At 45.5% G+C, this 24,998-nt stretch carries 23 protein-coding genes; 8 read left to right on the top strand and 15 right to left on the bottom strand.

Features of this window, described 5'->3' with window-relative positions:
* Window positions 1-116: 116 nt before the first annotated feature.
* Together OCW38_RS01390 and OCW38_RS01385 are read left to right on the top strand one after the other, a co-directional pair.
* A complete protein-coding gene (locus OCW38_RS01390; protein WP_261895627.1) occupies window positions 117-1,094 on the top strand; it encodes a WD40 repeat domain-containing protein in 978 nt (325 codons plus the stop codon).
* Between the two features lie 4 nt (window positions 1,095-1,098).
* On the top strand, window positions 1,099-1,326 hold the full coding sequence (locus OCW38_RS01385; RefSeq protein WP_004729640.1) for a SlyX family protein: 228 nt from the start codon (window positions 1,099-1,101) through the stop codon (window positions 1,324-1,326).
* Window positions 1,327-1,507: 181 nt separating this feature from the next.
* Here the strand turns inward: OCW38_RS01385 and OCW38_RS01380 are convergent, their stop codons facing one another.
* The 5 genes from OCW38_RS01380 to kefG all read right to left on the bottom strand — a co-directional run bounded on the left by OCW38_RS01380 (window position 1,508) and on the right by kefG (window position 6,081).
* Window positions 1,508-2,473 carry an isoaspartyl peptidase/L-asparaginase family protein gene (locus OCW38_RS01380; protein ID WP_010435184.1) on the bottom strand — a complete coding sequence of 322 codons (966 nt, stop codon included), beginning with the start codon at window positions 2,471-2,473 and terminating at the stop codon, window positions 1,508-1,510.
* A gap of 203 nt (window positions 2,474-2,676) precedes the next feature.
* A complete protein-coding gene (gene slyD / locus OCW38_RS01375; RefSeq protein ID WP_016783707.1) occupies window positions 2,677-3,261 on the bottom strand; it encodes a peptidylprolyl isomerase in 585 nt (194 codons plus the stop codon).
* Between the two features lie 96 nt (window positions 3,262-3,357).
* The gene (locus OCW38_RS01370) at window positions 3,358-3,558 is read right to left on the bottom strand and encodes a YheV family putative zinc ribbon protein (RefSeq protein ID WP_022570897.1); all 201 of its coding nucleotides are present in this window, start codon (window positions 3,556-3,558) and stop codon (window positions 3,358-3,360) included.
* A 155-nt stretch (window positions 3,559-3,713) separates the two neighbouring features.
* Window positions 3,714-5,510: a glutathione-regulated potassium-efflux system protein KefB gene (gene kefB / locus OCW38_RS01365; protein WP_010435193.1), complete on the bottom strand. Its 1,797-nt coding sequence runs from the start codon at window positions 5,508-5,510 to the stop codon at window positions 3,714-3,716.
* A complete protein-coding gene (gene kefG / locus OCW38_RS01360; RefSeq protein WP_010435196.1) occupies window positions 5,497-6,081 on the bottom strand; it encodes a glutathione-regulated potassium-efflux system ancillary protein KefG in 585 nt (194 codons plus the stop codon). The genes kefB and kefG overlap by 14 nt, the downstream gene beginning before the upstream one ends.
* A 173-nt stretch (window positions 6,082-6,254) precedes the next feature.
* Between kefG and OCW38_RS01355 the strand changes: the two genes are divergently transcribed.
* The 6 genes from OCW38_RS01355 to crp all read left to right on the top strand — a co-directional run bounded on the left by OCW38_RS01355 (window position 6,255) and on the right by crp (window position 12,053).
* A complete protein-coding gene (locus tag OCW38_RS01355) occupies window positions 6,255-8,177 on the top strand; it encodes an ABC transporter ATP-binding protein (protein ID WP_016767995.1) in 1,923 nt (640 codons plus the stop codon).
* Window positions 8,174-8,644, top strand: a complete 471-nt coding sequence (locus OCW38_RS01350; RefSeq protein WP_010435202.1) for a TIGR02444 family protein — start codon at window positions 8,174-8,176, stop codon at window positions 8,642-8,644. The genes OCW38_RS01355 and OCW38_RS01350 overlap by 4 nt, the downstream gene beginning before the upstream one ends.
* A 271-nt stretch (window positions 8,645-8,915) precedes the next feature.
* Window positions 8,916-9,923 carry a hydrolase gene (locus OCW38_RS01345; RefSeq protein ID WP_016783703.1) on the top strand — a complete coding sequence of 336 codons (1,008 nt, stop codon included), beginning with the start codon at window positions 8,916-8,918 and terminating at the stop codon, window positions 9,921-9,923.
* A 98-nt stretch (window positions 9,924-10,021) separates the two neighbouring features.
* Entirely contained in the window at window positions 10,022-10,234 is a 213-nt protein-coding gene (locus tag OCW38_RS01340; protein ID WP_010435208.1) for a YheU family protein, read from the top strand.
* Window positions 10,235-10,311: 77 nt separating this feature from the next.
* Window positions 10,312-11,181, top strand: a complete 870-nt coding sequence (locus OCW38_RS01335; protein ID WP_010435210.1) for a phosphoribulokinase — start codon at window positions 10,312-10,314, stop codon at window positions 11,179-11,181.
* A gap of 239 nt (window positions 11,182-11,420) precedes the next feature.
* Complete coding sequence (crp, locus tag OCW38_RS01330) at window positions 11,421-12,053, top strand: cAMP-activated global transcriptional regulator CRP (RefSeq protein WP_004729651.1); 633 nt, start codon at window positions 11,421-11,423, stop codon at window positions 12,051-12,053.
* 177 nt (window positions 12,054-12,230) lie between these two features.
* Here the strand turns inward: crp and OCW38_RS01325 are convergent, their stop codons facing one another.
* From OCW38_RS01325 to OCW38_RS01280, 10 genes are all read right to left on the bottom strand, one after another.
* Window positions 12,231-13,022 (bottom strand): DUF1338 domain-containing protein, encoded by a 792-nt coding sequence (locus tag OCW38_RS01325; RefSeq protein ID WP_010435216.1) that lies wholly within the window; start codon window positions 13,020-13,022, stop codon window positions 12,231-12,233.
* A 211-nt stretch (window positions 13,023-13,233) separates the two neighbouring features.
* Complete coding sequence (gene astD, locus OCW38_RS01320; protein WP_010435219.1) at window positions 13,234-14,691, bottom strand: succinylglutamate-semialdehyde dehydrogenase; 1,458 nt, start codon at window positions 14,689-14,691, stop codon at window positions 13,234-13,236.
* A gap of 39 nt (window positions 14,692-14,730) precedes the next feature.
* Window positions 14,731-15,750 (bottom strand): arginine N-succinyltransferase, encoded by a 1,020-nt coding sequence (gene astA, locus OCW38_RS01315; RefSeq protein WP_016767993.1) that lies wholly within the window; start codon window positions 15,748-15,750, stop codon window positions 14,731-14,733.
* Between the two features lie 107 nt (window positions 15,751-15,857).
* A complete protein-coding gene (locus tag OCW38_RS01310) occupies window positions 15,858-17,069 on the bottom strand; it encodes an aspartate aminotransferase family protein (protein ID WP_016767992.1) in 1,212 nt (403 codons plus the stop codon).
* Window positions 17,070-17,533: 464 nt separating this feature from the next.
* On the bottom strand, window positions 17,534-18,112 hold the full coding sequence (locus tag OCW38_RS01305) for an aminodeoxychorismate/anthranilate synthase component II (RefSeq protein ID WP_010435229.1): 579 nt from the start codon (window positions 18,110-18,112) through the stop codon (window positions 17,534-17,536).
* 188 nt (window positions 18,113-18,300) lie between these two features.
* Window positions 18,301-20,895 (bottom strand): ExeM/NucH family extracellular endonuclease, encoded by a 2,595-nt coding sequence (locus OCW38_RS01300; protein ID WP_261894844.1) that lies wholly within the window; start codon window positions 20,893-20,895, stop codon window positions 18,301-18,303.
* A 385-nt stretch (window positions 20,896-21,280) separates the two neighbouring features.
* A complete protein-coding gene (gene trpS, locus OCW38_RS01295; protein WP_010435234.1) occupies window positions 21,281-22,297 on the bottom strand; it encodes a tryptophan--tRNA ligase in 1,017 nt (338 codons plus the stop codon).
* A 176-nt stretch (window positions 22,298-22,473) separates the two neighbouring features.
* Window positions 22,474-23,160 (bottom strand): phosphoglycolate phosphatase, encoded by a 687-nt coding sequence (locus OCW38_RS01290; protein ID WP_016767991.1) that lies wholly within the window; start codon window positions 23,158-23,160, stop codon window positions 22,474-22,476.
* 117 nt (window positions 23,161-23,277) lie between these two features.
* Window positions 23,278-23,952, bottom strand: coding sequence for a ribulose-phosphate 3-epimerase (gene rpe, locus OCW38_RS01285; protein ID WP_010435263.1), 675 nt, complete (start codon window positions 23,950-23,952; stop codon window positions 23,278-23,280).
* A 200-nt stretch (window positions 23,953-24,152) separates the two neighbouring features.
* The gene (locus OCW38_RS01280; protein ID WP_010435266.1) at window positions 24,153-24,998 is read right to left on the bottom strand and encodes a Dam family site-specific DNA-(adenine-N6)-methyltransferase; all 846 of its coding nucleotides are present in this window, start codon (window positions 24,996-24,998) and stop codon (window positions 24,153-24,155) included.

Raw genomic sequence — 24,998 nt, 5'->3', positions numbered from 1 at the left:
ATGGCCAAGCCATTGGTTATTGTGCACAAATCTAATGATTAGATTGGTGTGAATACGTTAGTTATAACAATATACTAGTCATATGTCTTTCGACACAAACCGGATTATTAGATGTGATGCGAATATTTTTCCACTCATTGCTATATACAATTGTCATCACCTTGTTAAATGGTTGCTTTTTCTTCCAGGATGATGATCAGCGTTGGGAAATAGAACCCAATGGCGCCACCAGCTTTGCACTCAGCAGAGATGGACGTTTTGCCCTGCTCTACTCTCAAGAAAAACAACTGCTCCTTTGGGATTTAGATCAAAACAAAGAACTCGCTCAACTTGGCCCGCAAGACCAATCCGAAAACCAAGTATCGCGAATCCGCATCTCAGACAATGGCCGCTTTGCCATTACCGCCAGCCAGATGAACTTCGCCGTTTGGGACTTATCTTGGACTCAGGCTGAGGGGCTCTGGTCTATTTCCGATGGCTTGATTCGTGATGTCGATATTTCTAGCAATGGTGAAAAAGTCTTGCTTGGCCTATCTAATGGCAAAGCTATCTATGTGGACTTAGTCACCGGACGCCGTCTTGAGTTCCTCGCTCACAGAGAAAAAGTAAATTCAGTCTCCCTTTCTTCGAATGGGCGCTACGCATTATCAGGCGGTAACGACTACAAAGCTTACCTTTGGGACACCGAATCAGGCTTAGTGTTACGTACCTTCAAGCATGAACAAAGAGTAGTACGAGTTGCACTACAACGGGATGGAGAATTAGCTTTTACTTCCGATGGCAGCAACCAAGCGATGATATGGGATTTGGAAACAGGTGAACCTCAAGCGCAATTGCAAAGCTGGTCTCGACAGCTGATATTCTCTAGCGCTCGCTTTTCTGATAACGGCAGTATGCTGGTGACAGGTACGCCATCAAGCCAAGTGAGTGTGTGGAATACTCAAGATGGAAAACGAATTTCTCGTCACGATGCTGAGCCACTAAAAGATGCTCGCCCTCCCCGTGCGGTAGTGTATGATGCAGCCTTTGATGAAAAGAACCGTGTGATATCGGGCACCTCTGCGGGCATCGCCCAAGCTTGGAATGTGGATTAGAACGATGACAGAAAAGCGAATTGAACAACTAGAAAGCCGTGTGAATGACCTAGAATGTCAGTTGGCTTTCCAAGAACAAACCATTGAAGAACTCAATGAAGCGCTTAGCCAACAACAGATGTTGATCACGAGAATGCAAGATCAAATGAAGTTCGTGGTGGGTAAAGTAAAAAATATGGACGGCTCCAACTTAGCTGACGCATCAGAAGAGACGCCACCTCCGCACTATTAAGCGCAGTTCAAAATGACGAATAGATTCTAGTGACGCATATCGCTAGTCTCTCGCCCTCGATGTGTAAACTCATTTCAGGACGGGACATAGAAAACTAAAAGGGCGACAGATGCTTATCTGTCGCCCTTTTGTTCGTTTAATCTTCGCTAATTCAACTAAAGCTAGTTAAGCTAATAAAAGCTTAGTCATCAGCATAAATTTTCACTTCCACACAACCGTTAGTATCAACACTCGCGCGATACATCCCTGAACTGTTCATGCCAAAATGAATATCACCTTGGCCATCAATAGCGATCAAGCCACCTTCTCCACCCATGGCCTTCAACTCACCTTGAATGATAGTTTCACAAGCCGTATGTACATCTTCTTTGAGATAACGCATTCGTGCTGCCACATCACTTGCGACCATTTTACGTAGGAAGAACTCGCCCATACCTGTTGTTGAAACAGCCACGTTGCCATTTTCAGCAATAGTGCCTGCGCCTATAATTGGAGAGTCTCCCACACGACCGTATTTCTTATTGGTCACACCACCAGTGCTGGTTGCTGCAGCTAAGTTCCCGGATTGATCTAACGCCACGGCGCCAACCGTGCCGTACTTCTTATCATCTGGATATTTATGGGCTTGCTGTTCATCATATTTCGCTTCAGACAAAGCAAAAATGCCCTTCTCTTTCATTGATAGAAGTTGGTCATAACGACGCTCGGTAAAGAAGTAATCCTGCTCGGTGAAGGTGTACTCATGCTCAAAGGCGAACTTCTCAGCGCCTTCACCAATCAACAACACATGATCGCTTTTCAGCATTACATCACGTGCAAGTTCAATGGGATTCTTGATATGACGAACACCCGCAACCGCACCGGCATCCATTTCACTACCATGCATAACAGAAGCATCCATCTCAACAAACTCATCATGAGTCAGCACCGAGCCTTTACCAGCATTAAAGTGTGGGCTGTCTTCCATCACTTTTACCGAAGCAACTACAGCATCCACAGCATCACCGCCCGATTGCAGCACCTGGTAACCAGCTAACACCGATTTTTTTAAAGCTTCTGTGATGCCTGTTTTTAATTCATCACTCATTTGCTCTCGCAAGATGGTTCCTGCACCACCATGAATGGCAATTGAAAAAGGCTGTGACATGTGAATTCTCCACTGACGTATTTTTATAATGTTGTTCTATCAATACCACATCCATGATCCGATGTCTGATAGTAGAAACTAAACTTTTTCGGATGGTTACCTTATTAGATAAACAGTTAATCCAAACAAGCCTCGGCTCCAATACGAAAAAACCTCCACAAGGGAGGTTTTCAGCGTTCTTAATCTAAAACGTTCATTCGGTATTAGTGAGAACCACAGCTACCGCCGCCGCAGCAGCCTTCTTTTTTCTCTTCACCGTGGTCATGGCCTTCGCCACCACAACAACCACCTTCGTGATCATGGTCGTGATCACCACAGCCACCTTCTTGGTGTACGTGACCATGTTGAACTTCTTCTTCAGTCGCTTCACGAACCGCTACAACTTCAACGTCAAACGTTAGAGTTTGGCCAGCTAGCATGTGGTTACCGTCAACAACAACTTCGTCGCCATCTACTTCAGTCACTTCAACTGGGATTGGACCTTGGTCAGTATCCGCTAAGAAACGCATACCAACTTCGATTTGCTCAACACCTTGGAATACGTCAGCAGGAACACGTTGAACTAGGTCGTCGTTGTGTTCACCGTAAGCGTCTTCTGGAGTAACCGTTGCAGAGAACTTGTCACCAGCAACTTTGCCTTCAAGCTCTTTTTCAAGACCTGTAATTAGGTTGTTGTGACCGTGAAGGTAATCTAGTGGAGCTTCTGCAGTTGATTGGTCAACTACTACGCCATCTTCAAGTTTCACTTGATATGCAACACTAACTACTACGTTCTTTTCAATTTTCATGAGAGCTCCAAGGAGGTTTGGACTAGGCTCGAACAGTTGAGCCTAGGAATAAATTTTATACACCCGATATTATGGGGATGAATTAGTGAAACTCAATCATTCTGGTTTAAAAATACCGATCATTTCTTGATTCGCGTGTTCAGATTTCTCTACAGTTTTCGGTTTCCGCTGCTCATTGAAATTACAATCAACACATTCCACCAATTCGATATTATTCTCTATCCACCAGCGAAGAGTATCTTGAGTGTTGCAGCTTGGGCAGCTCGCCCCAGCGATAAAGCGTTTTTTCTGTTTCACGTTAATGTCCTTTACTACTCTGGATTCGCAGTTCATCCCGCCCGCTCTATTAGAAACTAAGCAGAGACCGCGTTTATTATTAGGTTGGTTCTTTAGACTGCTATTTCTGAGTTCAGCTATATTCCTAAGCTCGGGTTATTCACTCTAGACTCAGGCTACTGCCAATAGTTTCGAGACTGATGATCATTTTCCATCTCGTGTCCAAAAATTTCTTCCAGCTCTTTACGAGCCTCTTTCGCTCTTTGAGCTAGCTCGGCATCTTCGTTGTGCTGAGGAAGTAACTCTTTGAGCATACCATTATCCAATTTCCTAAAATGTGCTTCTGCTCGCTTCGCTTTATATGGATGCATGCCAAGTTCAGTCAATGTTTGACGCCCTAAATCTAATGCTCCAAGGAAAGTTTCACGAGAGTAGTTGCTCACACCATGGTTAAGTAATTGATAGGCTTCAACACGGCTTCGTGCACGCGCTAAGATCTTTAAGCGCGGGAAGTGCTGCTTACATAAATCGACGGTTTTCATGATTTCATCGGGAGAGTCAGTACACAGTACAATCGCCTCCGCTCTATCAGCGCCTGCGGCACGTAACAGTTCTAGATGAGTTGAATCACCGTAAAATACCTTGTAGCCGAATTTTCTAAGGATATGTATTTGGCTGGCATCACTTTCAAGGACGGTGATACGAATCTTATTAGCGTACATCAAGCGACCAATGATCTGACCGAAACGACCAAAACCAGCAATGATCACTCTAGGGCTACGATCAACTACATCAGAAGACATCGCGCTTTCACTGATTTGATTAAGTTGACGAGCAAAGAATCGGTCTTGCAGCTTAAGCATCAATGGCGTAGTCACCATTGATAAACTCACCACGACCAGTAAGAACGATACCTGTTCACCACTTAAAATACCCTGTGCACTCGCCGCAGTAAAAATAACAAAGGCAAACTCACCACCTTGGCTGAGTATCATCGCCATTCGGCTACGCGCTTTTGTCTGTGTACCAAAGATACGGGCAAGTGCATACAGTACCAAACCTTTCAACACGACCAATGCACAAACTGCAATCAGTATCGCGAATGGGCTTTCGGCTAGTAAACCTAAGTTCACCGCCATACCCACAGAGATAAAGAACAGGCCAAGCAATAACCCTTTGAATGGGTCAATCGCAATTTCAAGCTCGTGTCGATATTCACTTTCTGCTAGAAGAACACCCGCTAAGAAAGTACCCAGCGCCATCGACAAACCAATCTGCTGCATGATGACGGCAATACCAATCACCAATAGCAGCGCTGCAACGGTAAACAACTCACGAACACCGCTCATGACCACATAGCGGAATAGTGGTCTCAGTAAGAAATGACCACCAACAAGTAAGCCAATCACGCCGCCTAGCATCCACAACATGTCAGCCCAACTACCGCCCGTATTGCCCGCAAGCAGAGGCAACACCGCTAACATAGGGATTACTGCAATATCTTGGAAAAGTAAGACTGCAAAGCCTGACTGTCCCGCTTCTTTACCACCAAGCTCTCGCTCTTCAATAACGCGCAAGGCGATGGCTGTCGAAGATAAGGCTAACCCCATACCTATCACGAGGCTAGTTTGCCAAGTCAATCCGAACAAACAGGCGATGGCGGTAATAATCAAGGTGGTGATCAACACTTGCGCCCCCCCTAAGCCGAGAATAGGCGCCCGCATCTGCCACAGTTTTTTGGGGTTAAGCTCTAAACCAATAAGGAAGAGCAGCAGCACCACCCCGAACTCTGAGAAATGTAGAATGGCCTCTACGTCACTGATTAGGCCAAGCCCCCATGGACCAATAGCGACACCCGCTAATAAGTAACCTAATACTGAACCTAAGCCTGCTCGCTGCGCGATAGGAACCGCAACCACAGCCGCCGCTAAAAATATAGCGCTACTTTGTAGGAAATCATTAGTCAGAGCCATCATTTGCTCCTATATCTTGTAGCGGATCTCGCAACCAATTTCGATATTCTTCAGCGTGTTGGTAACGCGTCATATCCGAGACATTTCGAGCCCAATGTAAAACTAAAGGTGACATCCAGTGCATCTGGCACAAAGCGGCAGTTAGCTCAAACGGTTGCAAGATCTCTTGTAAGGGATACTTATTATAGCCTGCAGCACCAAACGCCTCTTCTTTACCACCCGTGGTGATAACACTGCGCCAATGCTTACCCTTAAGTGCACTTTGCTCACCAAACGCAAAGCCCTTGCCTAATACTCGGTCAAACCATTCCTTCAATAACGAAGGGCATGAGTACATAAACAAAGGATGTTGGAATACAATCACATCGTACTGCAGAAGCAGTTCATGCTCATAAGGCACATCAATAAAGAAGTCAGGATAGAGGGCATAAAGATCGTGGATTTTAACATTCCCAAGCGACTCTATCTTTTTAACCATGATCTGGTTAGCGATAGAGGTTTGCGGCTCTGGGTGCGCATAGATCACTAATACCTTTGGCACGGGTTTGTCTATCGAGGGAGTAATACTCATTCCTTTGAAACATTCCTTTAAGGGCTAAACGGTGGCAAGGCCACTAGAATTTAAATAAAAGTTATTAATATGTTATTGGCATCATAACGCAAATTGCATTGTGATCGACTTTTATCTGGATTCAGCCTACTATGCAGGCGTCTGTTCACCTCTAATTTCTATGCTACCTCTATATGATTACTTTCTCTGATATTCAATTGCTACGCGGCGGTAAGCCACTCCTCGACCAAGCATCTGCGACTTTTCATCCTGGCGACAAGATCGGTTTGGTTGGTAAAAACGGCTGTGGTAAATCTACGCTGTTCGCCTTAATTAAAGACGAGCTGTCTATTGATGCTGGCTCATTCAGTAAACCAGCCCATTGGGAAATGGCTTGGGTTGCTCAAGAAACGCCAGCACTAGAAAGAACAGCGATTGAATACGTGATTGATGGCGACCGTGAATATCGCGGCCTTGAAGATCAACTAGAGAAAGCTGAACAAGCCGACAACGGCACATTAGTAGCAGAGATCCACGGCAAAATTGAAACCATTGGTGGTTACAGCATCAAAGCACGTGCTGCTGAGCTATTGGATGGCTTAGGATTTCGCCAAGAACAAATGACATGGAACCTAACCCAGTTCTCGGGTGGTTGGCGTATGCGTTTGAACTTAGCGCAAGCCCTATTGTGCCGCAGTGACCTACTGCTACTCGATGAGCCAACCAACCACTTGGATTTAGACGCAGTAATGTGGCTAGAACGCTGGTTACAAAACTACCCTGGCACACTCGTTCTTATCTCGCACGATAGAGATTTCTTGGATCCTATCGTCAACCGCATCGTGCATGTTGAAAACCAGCTGCTCAATGAATACACCGGCAACTACTCATCGTTCGAAACTCAACGCGCGCAAAAACTGATCCTGCAACAAGCGATGTACCAAAAACAGCAGAAACAAATGTCTCATATGCAGAGCTACATTGACCGTTTCCGCTACAAAGCCTCAAAAGCTCGCCAAGCGCAAAGCCGTATCAAAGCATTAGAGAAAATGGAACAAGTGCTGCCCGCTCAATTTGATAACCCATTCAGCTTTGAGTTTAGAGAACCAGACGCGCTACCAAATCCAATCATGATGATGGATGAAGTCTCTGCGGGTTACGATGACAACCTGATTCTAGAGAAGATTCGCTTGAACCTAGTACCGGGCAGTCGTATTGGTCTACTTGGCCGAAATGGCGCTGGTAAGTCAACGCTGATTAAACTCCTTTCTGGCGAACTGAAACAGCAAGGTGGTGAACTGAGCTATTCACAAGGCGTTAAGATGGGTTACTTTGCACAGCACCAATTAGAGACGCTGCACCCAGAAGAAACACCGCTGCAACACATGATGCAGATTGCCCCTAAACACACAGAGCAACAACTGCGTGATTACCTAGGTAGCTTCGGTTTCCAAGGTGAAAAAGCGCTCGATAAAGTAGCCCCCTTCTCAGGCGGTGAAAAAGCGCGTTTAGTTCTGGCGCTACTAGTATGGCAAAAACCGAATCTTTTGCTGCTCGATGAACCAACCAACCACTTGGATCTCGACATGCGTCAGGCGCTGACGTTTGCATTGCAGACGTTTGAAGGCGCAATGGTTATCGTATCGCATGACCGTTACCTACTCCGTGCGACTACCGATGATTTGTATTTGGTACACGACCGTCAAGTTGCACCGTTTGATGGTGACCTAAGCGATTACTACAAGTGGCTAACCGAACAGCAGAAAGTTGAACGCAAAGAAGCACAAGCATTGGCACCAGCAAAAGACGGCGCCAACAGTGCGGCAGCAAAAAAAGATCAGAAACGTAAAGAAGCAGAGTTCCGTAAACTAACGGCACCAATTCGTAAAAAGCTGAGTCAATTTGAAAAGCAGATGGATAAATTAACGTTGGCTCTTGAAGAAGCCGAGCAAGAATTATCCGACACTTCACTGTATGAAGCTGAAAATAAGGCTAAACTGAATAAAGTACTCGCTCTCCAAGCGAGCAGTAAGTCACAGCTAGAAGAAGTTGAAATGGATTGGATGTCCACTCAAGAAGAGCTTGAGCAGATGGAACAGGATATGGATAGCTTATGAGCCCAGAGCACGCCCCAATATCACTAACACTGGAACGACTATGGCAATTTAGCCTTCAGTATTACAGTGTGCGTGGTGTAAAGGATGCGTGCCTAGCTTTACAAAACCAGTTTCACGGCAACGTCAATCTACTGCTGCTGCTCAAATGGCTTGATGAGCAGCAATTGTCTTTTGCCGAAGAAGAGTGGCACAAAGTTCAACAGTGCTTGAGCCGCTCTGAAACCCTGCTTCATAGTTATCGAGAGCTACGTAAGCATCTCAAAGCACACGTTGTTGATTCACTCTACCGTGAAGCCTTACAGTTCGAATTACAACTAGAGAAACAACAACAATCTGATCTCGTCGACTACATAAACTCTCTTCAGCTTTTCGCAAACCAACAAGCGCCTCTCGCTTTTCAATACTGTCGATTATTAGGGGCAGAAAACCTCTATGTTGCTTTTTCTGAACCAGCCCCTCAGCCCTAAGGCATTCCCTTTTCCTTTTGTTAGATCAAGATCCAAGCTTATTGGGGACTATCGTTCTTCGTGTTCACGCGATGGTGGCTCGGATTATTAGCAATATATAGAGCTTAACCTCGATAGTATTCAACCAGTTACCTACAACCTGTTTTGTAACCTGTATGAGTGAAACTCTTGCGCTTATGCCGAGAATCAACCAAGCTCAAATAAAAACATGGGCGTTTCACTAAAAGCTCAACACTTTATCAAAGCCCATAAAAGAAGCATGGACTGTTTTATGACAATATTTACCGCAGCGGCTGGTCTCTCTAATCCGCACTTACAAACCTTAGTGCCACGGTTTATTAGAAAGCAGGCGTTATTTGATCCTCAATGGCAAACCTTAGAAACTCCCGACGGTGATTTCCTCGACCTTGCATGGAGCGAGGACCCGAAGGGAGATAGCCCCAATAGTGATAATAAAAGCAGAGGAGATGCGAATAATAAGCCCATTTTCGTTCTATTCCACGGTTTGGAAGGCAGCTTTGAAAGCCCTTACGCCAATGGACTGATGAATGCGTTTGCTAAAGATGGTTGGTTATCCGTGATGATGCACTTTAGAGGATGCAGCGGAAAACCGAATCGCTTGGCTCGCGCGTACCATTCAGGAGAAGTAGAAGATGCTCGTTTCTTTCTACGACACTTACACGCGCAATTTCCCAATAACCCAAAGGTTGCGGTTGGTATATCTCTAGGCGGAAACATGCTGGCGAACTACTTGGCTGAGTATGCGGACGACCCATTACTGTCGGCGGCAACGATAGTTTCTGCTCCTTTTGATTTAGCTTGCTGCTCCAGTCGTATTGAAAGAGGCTTCTCTAGGCTCTATAAAAAATACCTGCTCAACTCACTCAAATCGAATGCCTTGAAAAAGGTTAAGCTGTTACAAGAAAAAATAGGTATCTCCGCTGAAACCATCAAAAAAATAGACAAACTGTATGAGTTTGATGAAAGGATCACTGCGCCTCTGCATGGATTTAAGAATGCTCAAGACTACTATGCTCAATGTTCAGCGCTTCCAAAACTGAATAAGATTAAGCTACCGACTCAGATCATTCATGCTAAAGACGATCCTTTCATGACTGATGATGTTATTCCAAAATTCGTACTACCAGACAATATTGATTATCGCTTGTTTCAGAAAGGTGGCCATGTGGGGTTCATTACCGGTAGCACGCTCAAGCCCAGGTTTTGGCTAGAAGAAGCATTGCCAGCCTACTATGAAAGTATCCAAGATTCGGCATAATGACCGAGCCTTTTTAAGGACTGAGTGGTAGACGTCACTAGACGCAGTAATCAACACATCAATAAACCTATTTATGAATATAAAAGAGAGAAGTATTTATGATCATCCCATGGCAAGACATTGCACCAGAAACACTGGAAAACCTCATCAAAGAGTTCGTGCTGCGTGAAGGTACAGACTACGGTGATGTAGAGGTTTCATTGCAAAACAAGATTGACCAAGTGAAACATCAATTAGCCTCAGGAGAAGTCAGTATCGTATTTTCTGAGCTGCATGAAACCGTTGATATTCAAGTCACAAAACGCTTCTAGGCTGCGCTCATAAAGGAGCCGTGTTATAGTGGTAAACGATTGCTAACAAGTAAGTTACTCAAAAGACAAGGGTTGTCATGTCCGCTAAACATCCAATTATTGCGGTGACGGGTTCATCAGGAGCCGGCACCACCACCACCTCAGAAGCCTTCCGTAAAATGTTCAATATGATGGACGTGAAGGCCGCTTGGGTTGAAGGGGATAGTTTCCATCGCTTCACTCGACCAGAGATGGATGTCGAGATCCGTAAAGCGCGCGAGCAAGGTAAGCACATCAGCTACTTTGGTCCACAAGCCAACGACTTTGGTGCGCTAGAAGAGTTCTTCCGTAAATACGGTAACGAAGGTACAGGCAAGGTACGTAGCTACCTGCACACGTTCGATGAAGCCGTTCCTTACAATCAAATGCCAGGCACCTTTACGCCATGGCAAGAGATCCCAGAAAATTCAGATGTGATGTTTTACGAAGGCCTGCACGGCGGTGTGGTTGATGGCGATATCAATGTTTCTCAACACGTCGACTTGCTGATCGGCATGGTACCTATCGTCAACTTAGAATGGATCCAGAAATTCGTTCGCGACACACGCGATCGTGGTCATTCTCGTGAAGCAGTAATGGACTCGATTGTTCGCTCGATGGATGATTACCTTAACTACATTACTCCTCAGTTTTCGCGTACTCACATCAACTTTCAGCGTGTTCCAACGGTAGACACATCAAACCCTCTCAACGCTAAAGGGATCCCAAGTTTAGACGAAAGCTTCGTTGTTATACGTTTGCGCGGCATCAAAAACGTCGATTTCCCTTACCTTTTAGCTATGATTGATGGCTCATTTATGTCTCGCCACAACACGCTTGTGGTACCAGGAGGGAAGATGAGTTTTGCTATGGAGCTCATTGTAAGGCCGATCCTACAACAACTCATCGAAACCGGAAAAATTGGTTAACAGAGCACCATTCTGGTTGATTACTTTTCATACCGTGATCATGTGCACAATTTTGCGTAAAAAATCGTAGCTTGGTCACGATTAAAATCAAGAAATAGTACCTGAAAAAGGATACTATTCTTAAACGAAACACAAGATAGCTTGCAGCGCTCAACGAGTGCTCTTATCCTACAAGTCAATCCAGGCTTAGCTAAAATACGGAAAGCGGCAAGCATACCCTGCAGAGGAAGTGAGATATTATGGTTCTAGGTAAACCTCAAACCGATCCAACATTAGAGTGGTTCCTTTCACACTGTCATATTCATAAGTACCCATCAAAAAGTACTTTGATTCATGCTGGTGAAAAGGCAGAAACCTTGTACTACATTGTTAAAGGTTCTGTGGCAGTTCTTATCAAAGACGAAGAAGGTAAGGAAATGATTCTTTCTTACCTAAACCAAGGCGACTTCATCGGTGAGCTAGGCTTATTCGAAGAAGACCAAGAGCGTACAGCTTGGGTTCGTGCAAAATCTCCTTGTGAAGTAGCTGAAATTTCTTTCAAGAAATTCCGTCAACTTATCCAAGTGAACCCAGACATCCTAATGCGTCTATCAGCGCAAATGGCAAACCGTCTACAAGTAACTAGCCAAAAAGTTGGTGACTTAGCGTTCCTTGACGTAACTGGTCGTATCGCACAAACGCTACTAAACCTAGCAAAACAACCAGATGCAATGACTCACCCTGACGGCATGCAAATCAAGATCACTCGCCAAGAGATTGGCCAGATCGTTGGTTGTTCTCGTGAGACAGTTGGTCGTATCTTGAAGATGCTAGAAGAGCAGAACCTAATTTCTGCACACGGTAAAACTATCGTGGTATATGGCACTCGTTAATCTCGATTAACTGAGCCTAAAATTTGAAAGCCACCAAATGCAAATTTGGTGGCTTTTTTGTTTTCTAAAGATCTACAAAGAAAATACGAATGAAACACCTACAGCTTCGAAGCGCAAACACTCTCGAAGCGAAGCCTATCTGCATCTTTAGGGTAAAGTCCGTACTCGTATCTTTCTTTAACCGTTAGTGCTTTCGAAGATCTTGTCAGCCGATGCTGCCACAAAACCGGTATAAAGCTCACCATTAGCCATCGCATAACGCTTAGCGAACTCATAGAAGCCTCCAGGAATCATCTCATTGCCCTCAACAAATGAAACTGGGACTTTATCTGCCATTGTTGATGATTGCTCTAATAAGACCTCTGGAGAGCCTTTAACCTGGCCACCAGATGCATTGATCGTGAAGCCTGATTCGCTCAAATAATCATTCACTGCCTGCACTTCATCAAAAGCATCGAGTTGATTAACGCTCACTGTAAAGTGGTTGGCACCGTAACCATGAGCTGCGAGCCAAGACGCGTATTCACTTTCTTTTGCAAGCACTTGGAAATCTGCGAAGCTCAAGTCCCATAGACGACCACCAAATAAGAATTCATGGCCTTGAAGCTTGCTTACGTCGACTTGCTCAACCAATTTAGCAACGATCTGTTGTAAGTCACTTGAACACTCTTCGACCTTCAACTCACTAATGAACACTTTAGGTTGATTTGGATCTGGGTGCTCGTAATGCTTCGCGACTAGCTTCTTACTCTCAAACAAGTAATCGCCACACGCTTTATAACCTAGCTCAAGGAAAGGCTTAGCCAATGTTTCAATACCTAGCGGAGCAACATTGAAAGTACGCAGTGCAATGTGATCATTAATCAGAGCTTCGTCTTCTTTCAGCAAGTGATGTACTTTCTCAGCCGATGGACAAAGCCTGTGAATGTAATCGTCCCAAAGTGATTTAAAGAGTAGATCGGGCGTCATGGTGACTCCTTGTCAGAGGTTCTAGCAAGCTAGTAATTTGGATTAGAAAGGGAGAGGCTGAGACACAGAGTCAGCAGCCATCAGCCTGTGACATACTTTTCTATTATTATCTACTGCCCAATCTAGGTGTTGGGCGTGATGGAAAAAGGAAGCGATAGCACCGCTTCCTATTTCAAACTTAACGCATAAGCCTAAGACTCATTAGCCTAAATTAAAGCTCAATACCTGGGCTAAACGTTGCCGGAAGTTGAGTTTCGCCACCTTCCATTGAAGCCATAGGGTAAGCACAGTAGTCAGCCGCGTAGTAAGCACTTGGGCGTAAGTTGCCCGAAGCACCTGGACCACCAAATGGAGCATCGCCACTTGCGCCTGTTAGCTGGCGGTTACGGTTAACAATGCCCGCACGGATATGGTCAACAAAGTATTCCCATTCAGAATCATCTGTTGATACTAAGCCAGCAGATAAACCAAAGCGTGTGTCGTTAGCTAGCTCAACCGCTTGCTCTAGCGATTGATAACGGACCACTTGTAGCAATGGACCAAAGTACTCTTCATCCGGCAGTTCAGCAATGTTGGTTGCGTCGATAATACCAGGAGAAACAAACGCCGCTTGACCCGCTTTTGCTTCTACTAGACTTACACCGCCTAACGATTGCAGATTCGCTTGTGCGTCCAGAATGAACTTAGCCGCAGCTTCAGAGATCTGTGGGCCCATGAAGGGTGCTGGCTCAGCGAATGGCTGATCGACACGAATTTTCAAGGTCGCAGCAACGAGCTTATCCAGTAGTTGATCGCCCTTATCTCCTATTGGAACATACAAGCGACGTGCACATGTACAACGTTGACCCGCACTGATGAAAGCTGATTGGATGATAGTGTATACCGTTGCGTCTGCATCACCGTATTGGTCGCTGATCACCATAGGGTTGTTGCCGCCCATTTCTAGTGCCAGCATCTTGCCCGGTTGGCCCGCGAATTGACGATGCAGGATATGACCGGTATTGGCACTACCTGTGAACAGCACGCCATCAAGGCCTTTAGCATCAGCCAGTGCGATACCTGTCTCTTTGGCACCTTGTACTAGGTTAATTACGCCAGCAGGAAGGCCAGCTTCTTGCCATAGTTTCATCGCAAACTCACCCGTCCAAGGTGTCTGCTCTGACGGCTTAAATACCACGGTATTACCCGATAGCAGTGCTGGAACAATATGACCGTTAGGTAGATGACCAGGGAAGTTATAAGGACCAAATACTGCCATTACGCCTAATGGACGATGACGCAGTACAATTTGGTTGCCTGCAGCTTCACGTGAAGCTTCACCAGTACGTTCATGGTAAGCACGAATAGAGATAGCAATTTTGCCCGCCATCGCGCCCGCTTCAGTACGCGTTTCCCAAATCGGTTTCCCCGTCTCTTTTGCAATAATTTGTGCTATTTCTTCGCTGTTCTCTTTAACTTTCTCAGCAAAATTCAACACGATCGCTTCACGCTCGGCAAAGCTCAGTTTTTTCCAAACTAAGAAGGCTTCACGAGCCGCTGCTACTGCAGATTCAACCTGTGCAGGAGTTGCGCTATCACCCTGCCATACTACTTCATTATTGTATGGGCTTACTGATGCCATGGCGTCACCTTGACCTGCCACCCATTGTCCTGCTATCCACTGAGTCATACTTCTATCCTTAAAATCTTCGACAGATAATCGCTGCTCTTACTGAGCTAACATGCGAACGAATTCGCCTTCTTTTACTTCAAGAGCGCTTGCTACTTCAGATGATAAAATCACTGTGTCACTTGCTTGGTCATACGCACCTTTCGCAGCGACTGCGCGGAAGTTCTCGAACGAGGTATTACCAATTAGGAAGTCTTTAGAGCTGGAGTGCTCTGCAATTTTTACTTGAGCACGAATCGCATAACGTACCGATTCAATGTTTCTTAAATCACATTCAACCGTTGGCCCCGCATCAAAGATGTCAACGTAGCCTCGGTTAGTGAAACCTTCACGTTCCAGCAACTTAAGTGCAGGGCGCGTATTATCATGTACCTCTCCAATCACCGCCTGAGCCTCTTTGCTCAGTAGGTTCACGTAGATAGGCAGCTTCGGCATTAGGTCAGCAATGAAGCCTTTCTTACCAATACCGGTTAGGTAATCAGCAAGCGTGAAATCAATCGAGAAGAAGTGCTCTTGCAGCCATTGCCAGAAAGGAGAGTTGCCTTCGGCATCCGATACACCACGCATCTCAGCAAAAATCGTTTTTGAGAAACGCTCTGGGTGTTCCGCCATGATCAAAAACCGACACTTCGACATCAAACGACCGTTCAAGCCGCCACGGAAATCTGGACGCAAAAATAGCGTACAGATCTCACTGCACCCGGTGTAGTTATTACCGAAAGTCAGTAGCTTAACGACGTTGTTCACGCCTAGCTTTTGTGATGAGTGGACTACTTTGCTGATGTGGTAAGAATAAAACGGTACATCCCAGCCAATCGAGGCTTCTATGCCGGTCGTACCCGCCACTTCTCCGGTTTCGGTATCGTAGCCAACCATCAGGTAGCCTTCATCACCGGGCTCGGTCACGTCTTGTTTCGCGAAGCTGTATTCAGAGTGAGTAATACGATTGGTTAACAGTTCTTCGTTAACCGGAAGAGATGTGAATCCATGTCCTGACTCAACAGCGCAGGTATGCAACGCGTCGTAATCAGATAGTTTAATTGGGCGAACAACTAGCATCAATATTCCCTCCAGATGCAAAATAGGCCCAAAACCAGAAGCTTGGGCCTTTAGCAAAACGTCATGGGATCGCTCTAATGGCGATCATTCCTATGACGCCGCTTAGGCTAAACTAGCGTAGCGATTGCTTTGTCTAGTTTTGATAAGCCTTCTTCAATTTCTTGTGTAGTAATAACCAGTGATGGCGTAAAACGAACCACGTTTGCACCCGCAACCAATACCATCAAGCCTTGTTCGCCTGCTGCTACTAATACGTCACGTGCACGTCCTTGCCACTCGTCATTTAGTGCAGCGCCTAATAATAGGCCTTTACCACGAACTTCACTGAATATTTGATATTTGTCATTAATCTTAGCTAAGCCGTCACGAAATAGCTCTTCACGCTCTTTTACGCCAGCTAAGGTTTCTGGTTGGCTAACGACGTCAACAACCGCTTCAGCAACGGCACACGCTAGTGGGTTACCGCCGTATGTTGAACCGTGCGTACCGACTTTTAGGTGTGTCGCGAGTTCAGTCGTTGTTAGCATCGCGCCGATAGGGAAACCACCACCGAGTGATTTTGCTGTACTTAAGATATCAGGTGTCACACCTAGGCCTTGATACGCATAAAAATTGCCCGTACGGCCATTACCTGTTTGCACTTCATCAAAAATAAGCAGCGCATTGTGCTTGTCACACAGCTCACGAACGGTGTTCACAAACTCAGAGGTTGGAGAGATGATGCCACCCTCACCTTGCAGAGGTTCCATCATGATTGCACATGTGCGATCAGAGATGTGCGCTTCTAGCGCGGCAATATCATTGTAAGGCAGGTGAGTTACATCGCCCGGTTTAGGACCAAAGCCATCAGAATAAGCTTCTTGACCACCTACAGTTACAGTAAAGAAAGTACGACCATGGAAACCTTGTTTGAATGCAATGATTTCAGACTTCTCAGGGCCATGAACATCTGCCGCCCAACGACGAGCCAACTTCAATGCTGCTTCATTCGCTTCTGCGCCAGAGTTGGCAAAAAATACTTTTTCTGCAAAACATACGTCGGTTAGCTTCTTCGCTAGACGAAGTGCAGGTTCGTTGGTCATCACGTTACTCAGATGCCAAATCTTGTTTGCTTGCTCAGTTACGGCATTCACCATTGCTGGGTGACAGTGACCCAAGCAGCTCACAGCGATACCGCCAGCAAAGTCGATATACTCTCGGCCTTGTTGGTCCCAAACGCGTGCGCCTTCCCCTTTTACCGGGATCATTTCCATTGGGTTATAACAAGGCACCATCACCTCATTAAAAAGACTACGTTCTACATTATTTTCCACTGTCATCGTACATTCCTTCTCGATACCGCAAGCTTCGCAAATAAGCGTAATGGTTCATAAGTGAGATAAAGATATTTTGTCCCGCCATAATCCCGCTGCAGCATTATATTTACATTTAATTAACCTTTTCAATAGTAGATTATTCTTTAGCCATCCCTAACAACCAGCTAAACGTCACTACCTATGACTATTTATGCATCAAACAATCTGTTTTATGAAGCTTTTTTTAACTAAACGTCTATCCATCAACAGCAAAGCCTTACTGGTACAGCGGTATAAGGGGTTCGAGAGGAAATAAGGCGAATAATATTGCATAGACTAAAAACTTAGCCTGAAGAGGGAGAAATGTTATAAAAAGTGATCGGCGTCAGAGGGATGAAGACGCGGCGCGCCCGAATTAAAACGCTTAACGAACGAGGTAATACGTTTAACTGGCTTATTTGAACGAATGAAAAGCCAAATTTAAACACTCAACGCGCTAAGAAGTTAGCAAGAAGCTGGTGTCCTTGCTCTGTTTTAATCGATTCAGGGTGAAATTGGACGGCATCAATCGGCAAGGTTTTGTGTTGATAACCCATGATCTCATCCATACTGCCATCTTCAAACTCTGTCCAAGAAGTGAGTTCAAAGCAGTCAGGGAGCGTACCATTTTTCACCACTAAAGAGTGGTAACGAGTCACAGTCAGAGGATTATTGAGACCTTGAAAAACGCTCTTACCGTTATGACGGATCGGAGAGGTTTTACCATGCATCACTTGTCTGGCTCTCACCACTTCACCACCAAAGACTTGAGCAATGGCTTGATGACCAAGACACACACCTAAGATCGGCAACTTACCCACGAAGTGCTCAATGACTTGCAGAGAGATTCCCGCATCATTCGGCGTACAAGGACCCGGAGAGATAACAAGATGGCTAGGGTTCAGCGATTCGATACCCGCAATATCAATCTCATCGTTGCGAACAACTTTCACAGTGACCCCTAACTCACAGAAATACTGATACAAGTTATAGGTAAAAGAGTCGTAGTTATCGATGATAAGTAACATGGGTCGAAATCGTTTGCTAAATACTAAATGATTGAGAGATATAGGGGCGGTATTGTGCAATACCCATGGCGAAAGGCAAGTGGAAACTGCATTTCGCCAATAATTAAGGCCAACCTAAGTTGACCTTAATTGTTTACAGATAACTTTCAGTTACCTGTATCAGCTGGCTTGCGCAGTTAACGATGTCGCTACTGGCGACGACGCCACATTGCTAAACCAAACAATGACATCAGTGCACCGAAGCCGAAAGAACCGCCTACTCGCAGTTCAAGAACAGCAGGATCATGATCCGATGAACGGAAGTGATCTTGGTACTTAGGTAGGTCAGCTTTGAACTCTTCGTTGTAGTCAAACAACGTCGACTCACCACCATTGATGTGCCAATCGGTCGCATCAACAACCCTATCTTTCAAGCTGTCACTGATCAACAAATGATCCAAGGCACCGACTTCATCATTGTATGAGTAGCTCCAGCTGTTTGGGTGCTTTTGAGCCACAGCATTAATGTAGCCGTAGTTCTTAGTGATCACAGCACCGCTGTCACCAAACTGCTCGACGCCGTCAATGTAAGTGTTACGCGCCGCTTTGATTTTCTTACCGTATTTCTCTTCAGAGTAATCCGTCAGTACCAGCATTGGGTCTTCCATGCCGTACGAGTTCATATCACCCAGAATCACTTTATGGCCTTTAATGCCGTCTAGCGCTTCACCTAATGCAACTGCCGCAGCAACACGGAAGTTCTCACATGAACCTTGCTTATCAGCATCAACACCACCTTGACCGCCCTGCTCGACAGGAGCTGCATCTTCCCAACACTTAGAACCTTTCGATTTAAAGTGGTTGATCGCTACGGTGAGTTTCTCTTTGGTGCCTTTAACTTTAAAGGTTGGCGCCAATGAGTCGCGCTGGTAGTTCTTACCGTCTTCAATCACCTTGCCAGAATCATCTAACACTTCTGGCGCTTGTTGGCTTGGCATCGCGATAACACGGCTGTCTTTAAGCTTAACTACTTTCTTACGGTAAATAACACCTGTTGTAATGACATCAGTACCAATCGAGTCCATCTCGTCGGTCACGCCATCTTCGTTCGAATCGACAGCCACAAAAGTATAGCGGTCTTTCTTGCGCTCAATGCGGTCATTCAGTTGGTTAACAAGCTGCTGAATGGCAGAGCCTTCACCAAAGCCGTTGTTCTCAATTTCCATCAAACCAATAATGTCAGCGTCTAAGCGAAGAATCGCATTCACAATCTTCTCTTGCTGCATCTCAAACTCAGTGATGGTGTTCGCGCCACGATTGTTACCATGCTGATTCGCGTCACCACCAAATGGAGAGTTAAAGTAGTTCAAGACATTAAAAGTCGCGATACGTAGATCACCTTCATCCATATCAGGCTTGTCAGTGCGTGGGTCATTACGTACAAAGTTCTCAGCCGAGATCTGGTTGGTTGTCACTAAGCGGTACTCGCCGTAGCTGTAAGTCAGCACACCTTCTAGGCCAACAATGGTGTCATCGATACGGATGTAGTCTTCCGTCGAACCATCTTGGTCGATATCGGTGCGGCCAAAGTCTGGGTAGAAAGGTACTTGTCCGTCAGCCGCTTTTTGATCGGTTTCAACGAAAAGACGACGGTCTGCGTTATCTTCCGTTTGTTGTTTCGCGTCTTCAGAACCTGCTGCGAAAAGCTGGTTCGGTTGCATGTTAATACGCTCATGCGCCAGTACCATGTTGTTACGACGACCTGCGTAGTCATAACCAAAGGTACGAGTGACACGCATATCAAGCGCTTCCGTCGTTTTCACCAACATGCCTTCGTAGCGTTCAAGCGTTGCAGCGAAGTTCTCATCACTGTCTAGAGCTTCAATCGCAGTTGCTTCAGGCGCTTGTTGTTCGCCCTGTTTTAGCCATTGGTTGTTTTCAACTTTAAGCTGAGTATGGCTGTAGTATTCTTGAACCTTACCTTTCACACACACCACATCACCCGCAGCTAGTTCTGAACTCGATTGATTGGTGTGAATAAATAGGCCTTCAGAAGTACTTGAATTAAAGTCGTCATCAAGTGCTTGCAGGTAGAAACCTTTGGTTATGCCTGTAGTCACCGCACTCACAACACCTTTGACGAAATACTCATCGTCAGTGATGTATGGGTAGCCATCAACGAACGGCGATGTTGCGCCCTCACCTTGGATCTCTTGAATGGTGGTGAATACTGGGTCAGAACCATCTTGTGTACAAGTGAACGCTTCTGGCAGTTCAACACTGTCTAATGAACCTAGCCCTTCAATGCTGTCTTTTGGTAGCGATACCCACTGTGAAGCGTCAAACGTCGCCGAAGGTGTTTGCTCAGCACGAACCAAGGTAACGTCTTTGCCCCAATCCACATCACCCATCACACCAATCATATCCAGCACGCTTGAGTCTGAATTCAGGATAGCCAGTGGATCGTCGCCATTATGATTAGCTAATGAAGCATTGAGAATGTCAGCGACCGCCTTAATCTCATCACTGGCACTGGTATGAGCAACCACAAGCACCTCACCGGGCGCTAAAACGTGGCCATCTAAAGGTAAAGTGGCGCCCCATGATCCGTTGCCATTAGCTGACTTAGCCAGTGAATAACCATCTAAATTAATGCTGCTATCGCCGTTATTGGCGATCTCAACCGCTTTGTTGTAGCTGCCGCCTTCCACATACTGTGAAATAAACAAATCAGCGTGTGCGCTTGTGGTTAACAAGCTACCAATTGCCACTGCTAGCAATGAAGGTTTGTGTAAAAGAGCCATCCGTTTCACCTGAGTTCATTGATTTATAGTCACTGCCATCTATGGACAGTCATGTATTTTGTGGTAACTATCAGGTTTATTTATGAAAGGAATAAGTCAGTTGGCAAGAAAATGAGGAACTTATCACTTTGGAATCATCAATTGTTTGGCACGTTATATATTTCCAACATATATAGAAATGAGTATAAATTTATAAAGTCCAGAAGTACTGAATAAGATCACATGCACAGCATTAATATGATGATTATGCTAGTCAGATACTGCGTAAGTTATCAATTCAAACGAGGGATTTTCGAGGAAGGTAAATAGAATGGGCATTAAAAAGCCCAAAGTAAACAAAAGCTACTTTGGGCTCAAATTCTCAAGTGAGTTGGGTTAGTTCACCCTATGGGCGAGTAACAAAACCTACTGCTTCGTATGCTTTCTTCAGTGTTACTGCAGCACGCTCAGAGGCTTTTTCAGCACCCGCTTTCATTACTGCATCCATGTAGGCACGATCAGCACGGATACGGTGATATTCAGATTGAATCGGCTCAAGCATCTCAACCAATGCTGCGCCTACATCTTTCTTGAATGGACCGTACATTTCAACGCCTTGATATTGCGCTTCGATCTCTTCAAACGTTTTACCCGTCGCCGCAGAGTACAGACCCATTAGGTTAGAGATACCCGCTTTGTTTTCCCAATCGTGAGCAATACGTGGTGGCGTTTCTGCATCGGTTTGCGCTTTGTTGATCTTCTTGATGATCGACTTAGGCTCTTCTAGCAGAGTAATTACGTTCTTACGGTTGTCATCCGACTTAGACATTTTCTTAGTCGCATCTTGCAGGCTCATAACACGTGCATTCACTGTTGGAATGTAAGGTTCTGGAACTTGGAAGATTGGCGTTTCAGGGCCGTAGATGTTGTTGAAACGAGTTGCGATATCACGCGCTAGCTCTAGGTGTTGTTTCTGGTCGCTACCTACCGGCACCTGGTGAGCACCGTAAAGCAGGATGTCTGCAGCCATCAGAACTGGGTAGTCGTATAGGCCTACGTTTACATCATTTGAGTGACGTGCAGACTTATCTTTGAACTGAGTCATACGGCTCAGTTCACCCATTTGTGTGTAACAGTTAAGAAGCCAACCAAGTTGAGCATGCTCTGGTACGTGTGACTGAACAAATAGCGTGCTCTTCTTTGGATCAACACCGACAGCAAGACAGATTGCTAATGCGTCTAGAGTCGCTTCATGCAGTGCTTTCGGATCTTGGCGAACCGTAATTGCGTGAAGGTCTACAACACAGTATTGGCAATCGTAATCATCTTGCATCTGTTGCCATTGACGTAGAGCACCCAAGTAGTTACCGATACTTAGTTCACCAGATGGTTGAACACCACTCAATACGATGGGCTTGCTCATGGTTTTAATTCCTTTGCTTGTTCGCTAAGCTCGTTAACTTAGTTTCTTAACGTAGTATCTGAAAAACTTAGCTTCTTAACTTTAAAATAGAAAAGCCGCACAGCTCTTCTGTACGGCTCATCCAGTGTACTCATTGATAAGTATTTTGCTAGTAGGTTAGCTAACTTTTGTCCGCTTTATGCTGAAACTAGAACGACATCTAGTAATTGCGCAATGTTGTCTGCGACATAGTCAGGGTTCGATGCTGAAATTGGCTCACCGTGGTTGTAGCCGTAAGTCAGACCAAACGAGTGGCAGCCTGCATTCTTAGCGGCTTTGATGTCGTTGCTTGAATCACCAACCATCAGCATCTCTTCAGCCTTCACATTGTGCTTTTCTAGCAACCAGTTCAGCGCCACTGGGTTCGGCTTTTTCTCTGGGAAAGAGTCGCCTCCCAACACATCAACAAAGTACTTACCGATACCGTGCTGCGCCAGAACGTCTGGTACAAATTTCGAGGGCTTGTTGGTGACAAGCGCCATCGTGAAGCCCGCTTTGTCTAGCTCAGCGAGTGTCTCTTTAACCGATGGGTAAAGGTGGCTCAGCTTATGACCACCCTGCTCGTAGAAATCATCAAACAGGATACGTGCTTTCTTTAGCAGCTCAGGCTCTAGGCTTGGATCAACCGTCAGGTTGCGGCTGAGTGAACGTCCGATAAGAACGTCAGCACCATTACCCACATAGTCGCGAACTTGCTCTTCGCTTACTGAAGGGAAACCCAGCTCCCGACAAGCTTGGTCAGCCGCGACAGCCAAATCCGGTACGCTGTCTAACAAGGTTCCATCCAAATCAAAGGCGATCAGTTTTATTGAGCTTAATGACATCTTACTTTCCTATTTATTATGTTCGTCTTACAGGTTGAGCTACAAGACGTAAAAAAGGGGCTAATTAGCCCCTTATTCTAAATTTTTAGTTTGGGTCAACAGACCCTAGTTCTACTTTTATGCGTTAACTTTTGCAAGCTCTGCTCGCATCTCATCAATCACTTCTTTGTAATCCGGTTGATTGAAGATTGCTGAGCCAGCAACGAACATATCAGCGCCCGCTTCTGCAATTTCACGGATGTTATCCACTTTCACGCCACCATCAATCTCAAGGCGGATATCGCGGCCTGACTCATCAATGAGTTTACGAACAGCACGCAGCTTATCAAGAGTGTGTGGAATGAAAGATTGACCGCCAAAGCCAGGGTTCACAGACATCAGTAGAATCATGTCTACTTTGTCCAGGATGTAATCTAAGCAAGACAACGGTGTTGCCGGGTTTAGAACAACACCTGCTTTACAGCCGTGTTCTTTGATCAGCTGTAGAGTACGATCTATGTGCTCTGATGCTTCAACGTGGAAGGTAATCATTGATGCGCCAGCTTTAGCGAACTCAGGTACGATGCTGTCTACTGGCTTCACCATTAGGTGAACATCGATAGGAGCAGTAATACCGTAGTCACGCAGTGCTTTACAAATAGGCGCGCCAAAAGTCAGGTTAGGTACGTAGTGGTTATCCATCACATCAAAGTGCACAACGTCGGCACCGGCTGCGAGTACTTTTTCTACGTCTTCACCAAGACGAGCAAAATCTGCAGACAAAATAGATGGAGCGATTAGAAAATCTTTCATACCTGACCTCTTAAGAGTGAGTAAAATGCGGGCGTCACTGCCTCTATGACTGGTTCACAAAAGAAACACAGACACACAAGCTATTTAGGGCGTAATTCTACCTAAGCACCTAAGCAGATCCTAGCGGTTCGAAAGATTAGTTTAAGAAAGTATCCGTTGGTCACTCAATTTAATGAGTTTGGCGGTTATTCTGACCAGTACTATTCCGCAGATGCGTGTTGCTGGTTTTTCTCTTTATGGAAAAGCGCCAGTAGCTCATCAACTTTATTACGCCCCGCGCCATTACGGCTGATGGTGCGTTTCACCTTAACCACGTTCAACTCCGCCCCGTGATATAAGCGACGTGTTAACGTCGTATCGTGGTTAGATATCAAAACGGGAATACCGCGCTCCATTGCTGCTCTTTCAGCAACGTCAGCCAAGGCCGCTTGATCATCTAAGCTGAAGCCATTACCTGCATAAGAGGTAAAGTTAGCCGTGTTCGACAACGGTGCGTATGGGGGATCACAATAAACCACGCAGCCTTTACGGGCGCGGCTAAAGGTTTCATGGTATCCCTCACAGACGAAAGTGGCTTTTTTCGCTTTCTCAGCAAAAAACTCCAGCTCGGCTTCTGGGAAGTAAGGTTTTTTGTAAGAACCGAACGGAACGTTAAAGCCGCCCTTCTTGTTGTAACGACACAAGCCATTGAAGCCAAATCGGTTCATATACAAGAAAGCAAGCGAGCGATACATGATGTTATCTGTACCGTTGAACTGAGCTCGAATATCTAGAAAGACTTCTTTGCGGTTGTTCTCAGGGCAGAACCAACGCTTTGCTTCAGTGATGTACGTTTCAGGGTCGGTTTTCAGTAGGTTATATAGGTTGATAAGGTCGGGATTGATATCGGCTAGTAGGTACTGCTCAAAATCAGTGTTCAAAAATACTGAACCAGCACCGACAAACGGTTCTACCAATTTACGAGCAGGTGGCAGGTGACGTTGGATGTCTTCAACTAGGCCATATTTACCACCAGCCCATTTTAGAAAGGCACGCTGCTTTTTCAT

The sequence above is a fragment of the Vibrio cyclitrophicus genome (assembly GCF_024347435.1).
Lineage (GTDB): Bacteria > Pseudomonadota > Gammaproteobacteria > Enterobacterales > Vibrionaceae > Vibrio > Vibrio cyclitrophicus.
This window is presented reverse-complemented; position numbering and strand designations above follow the sequence as displayed.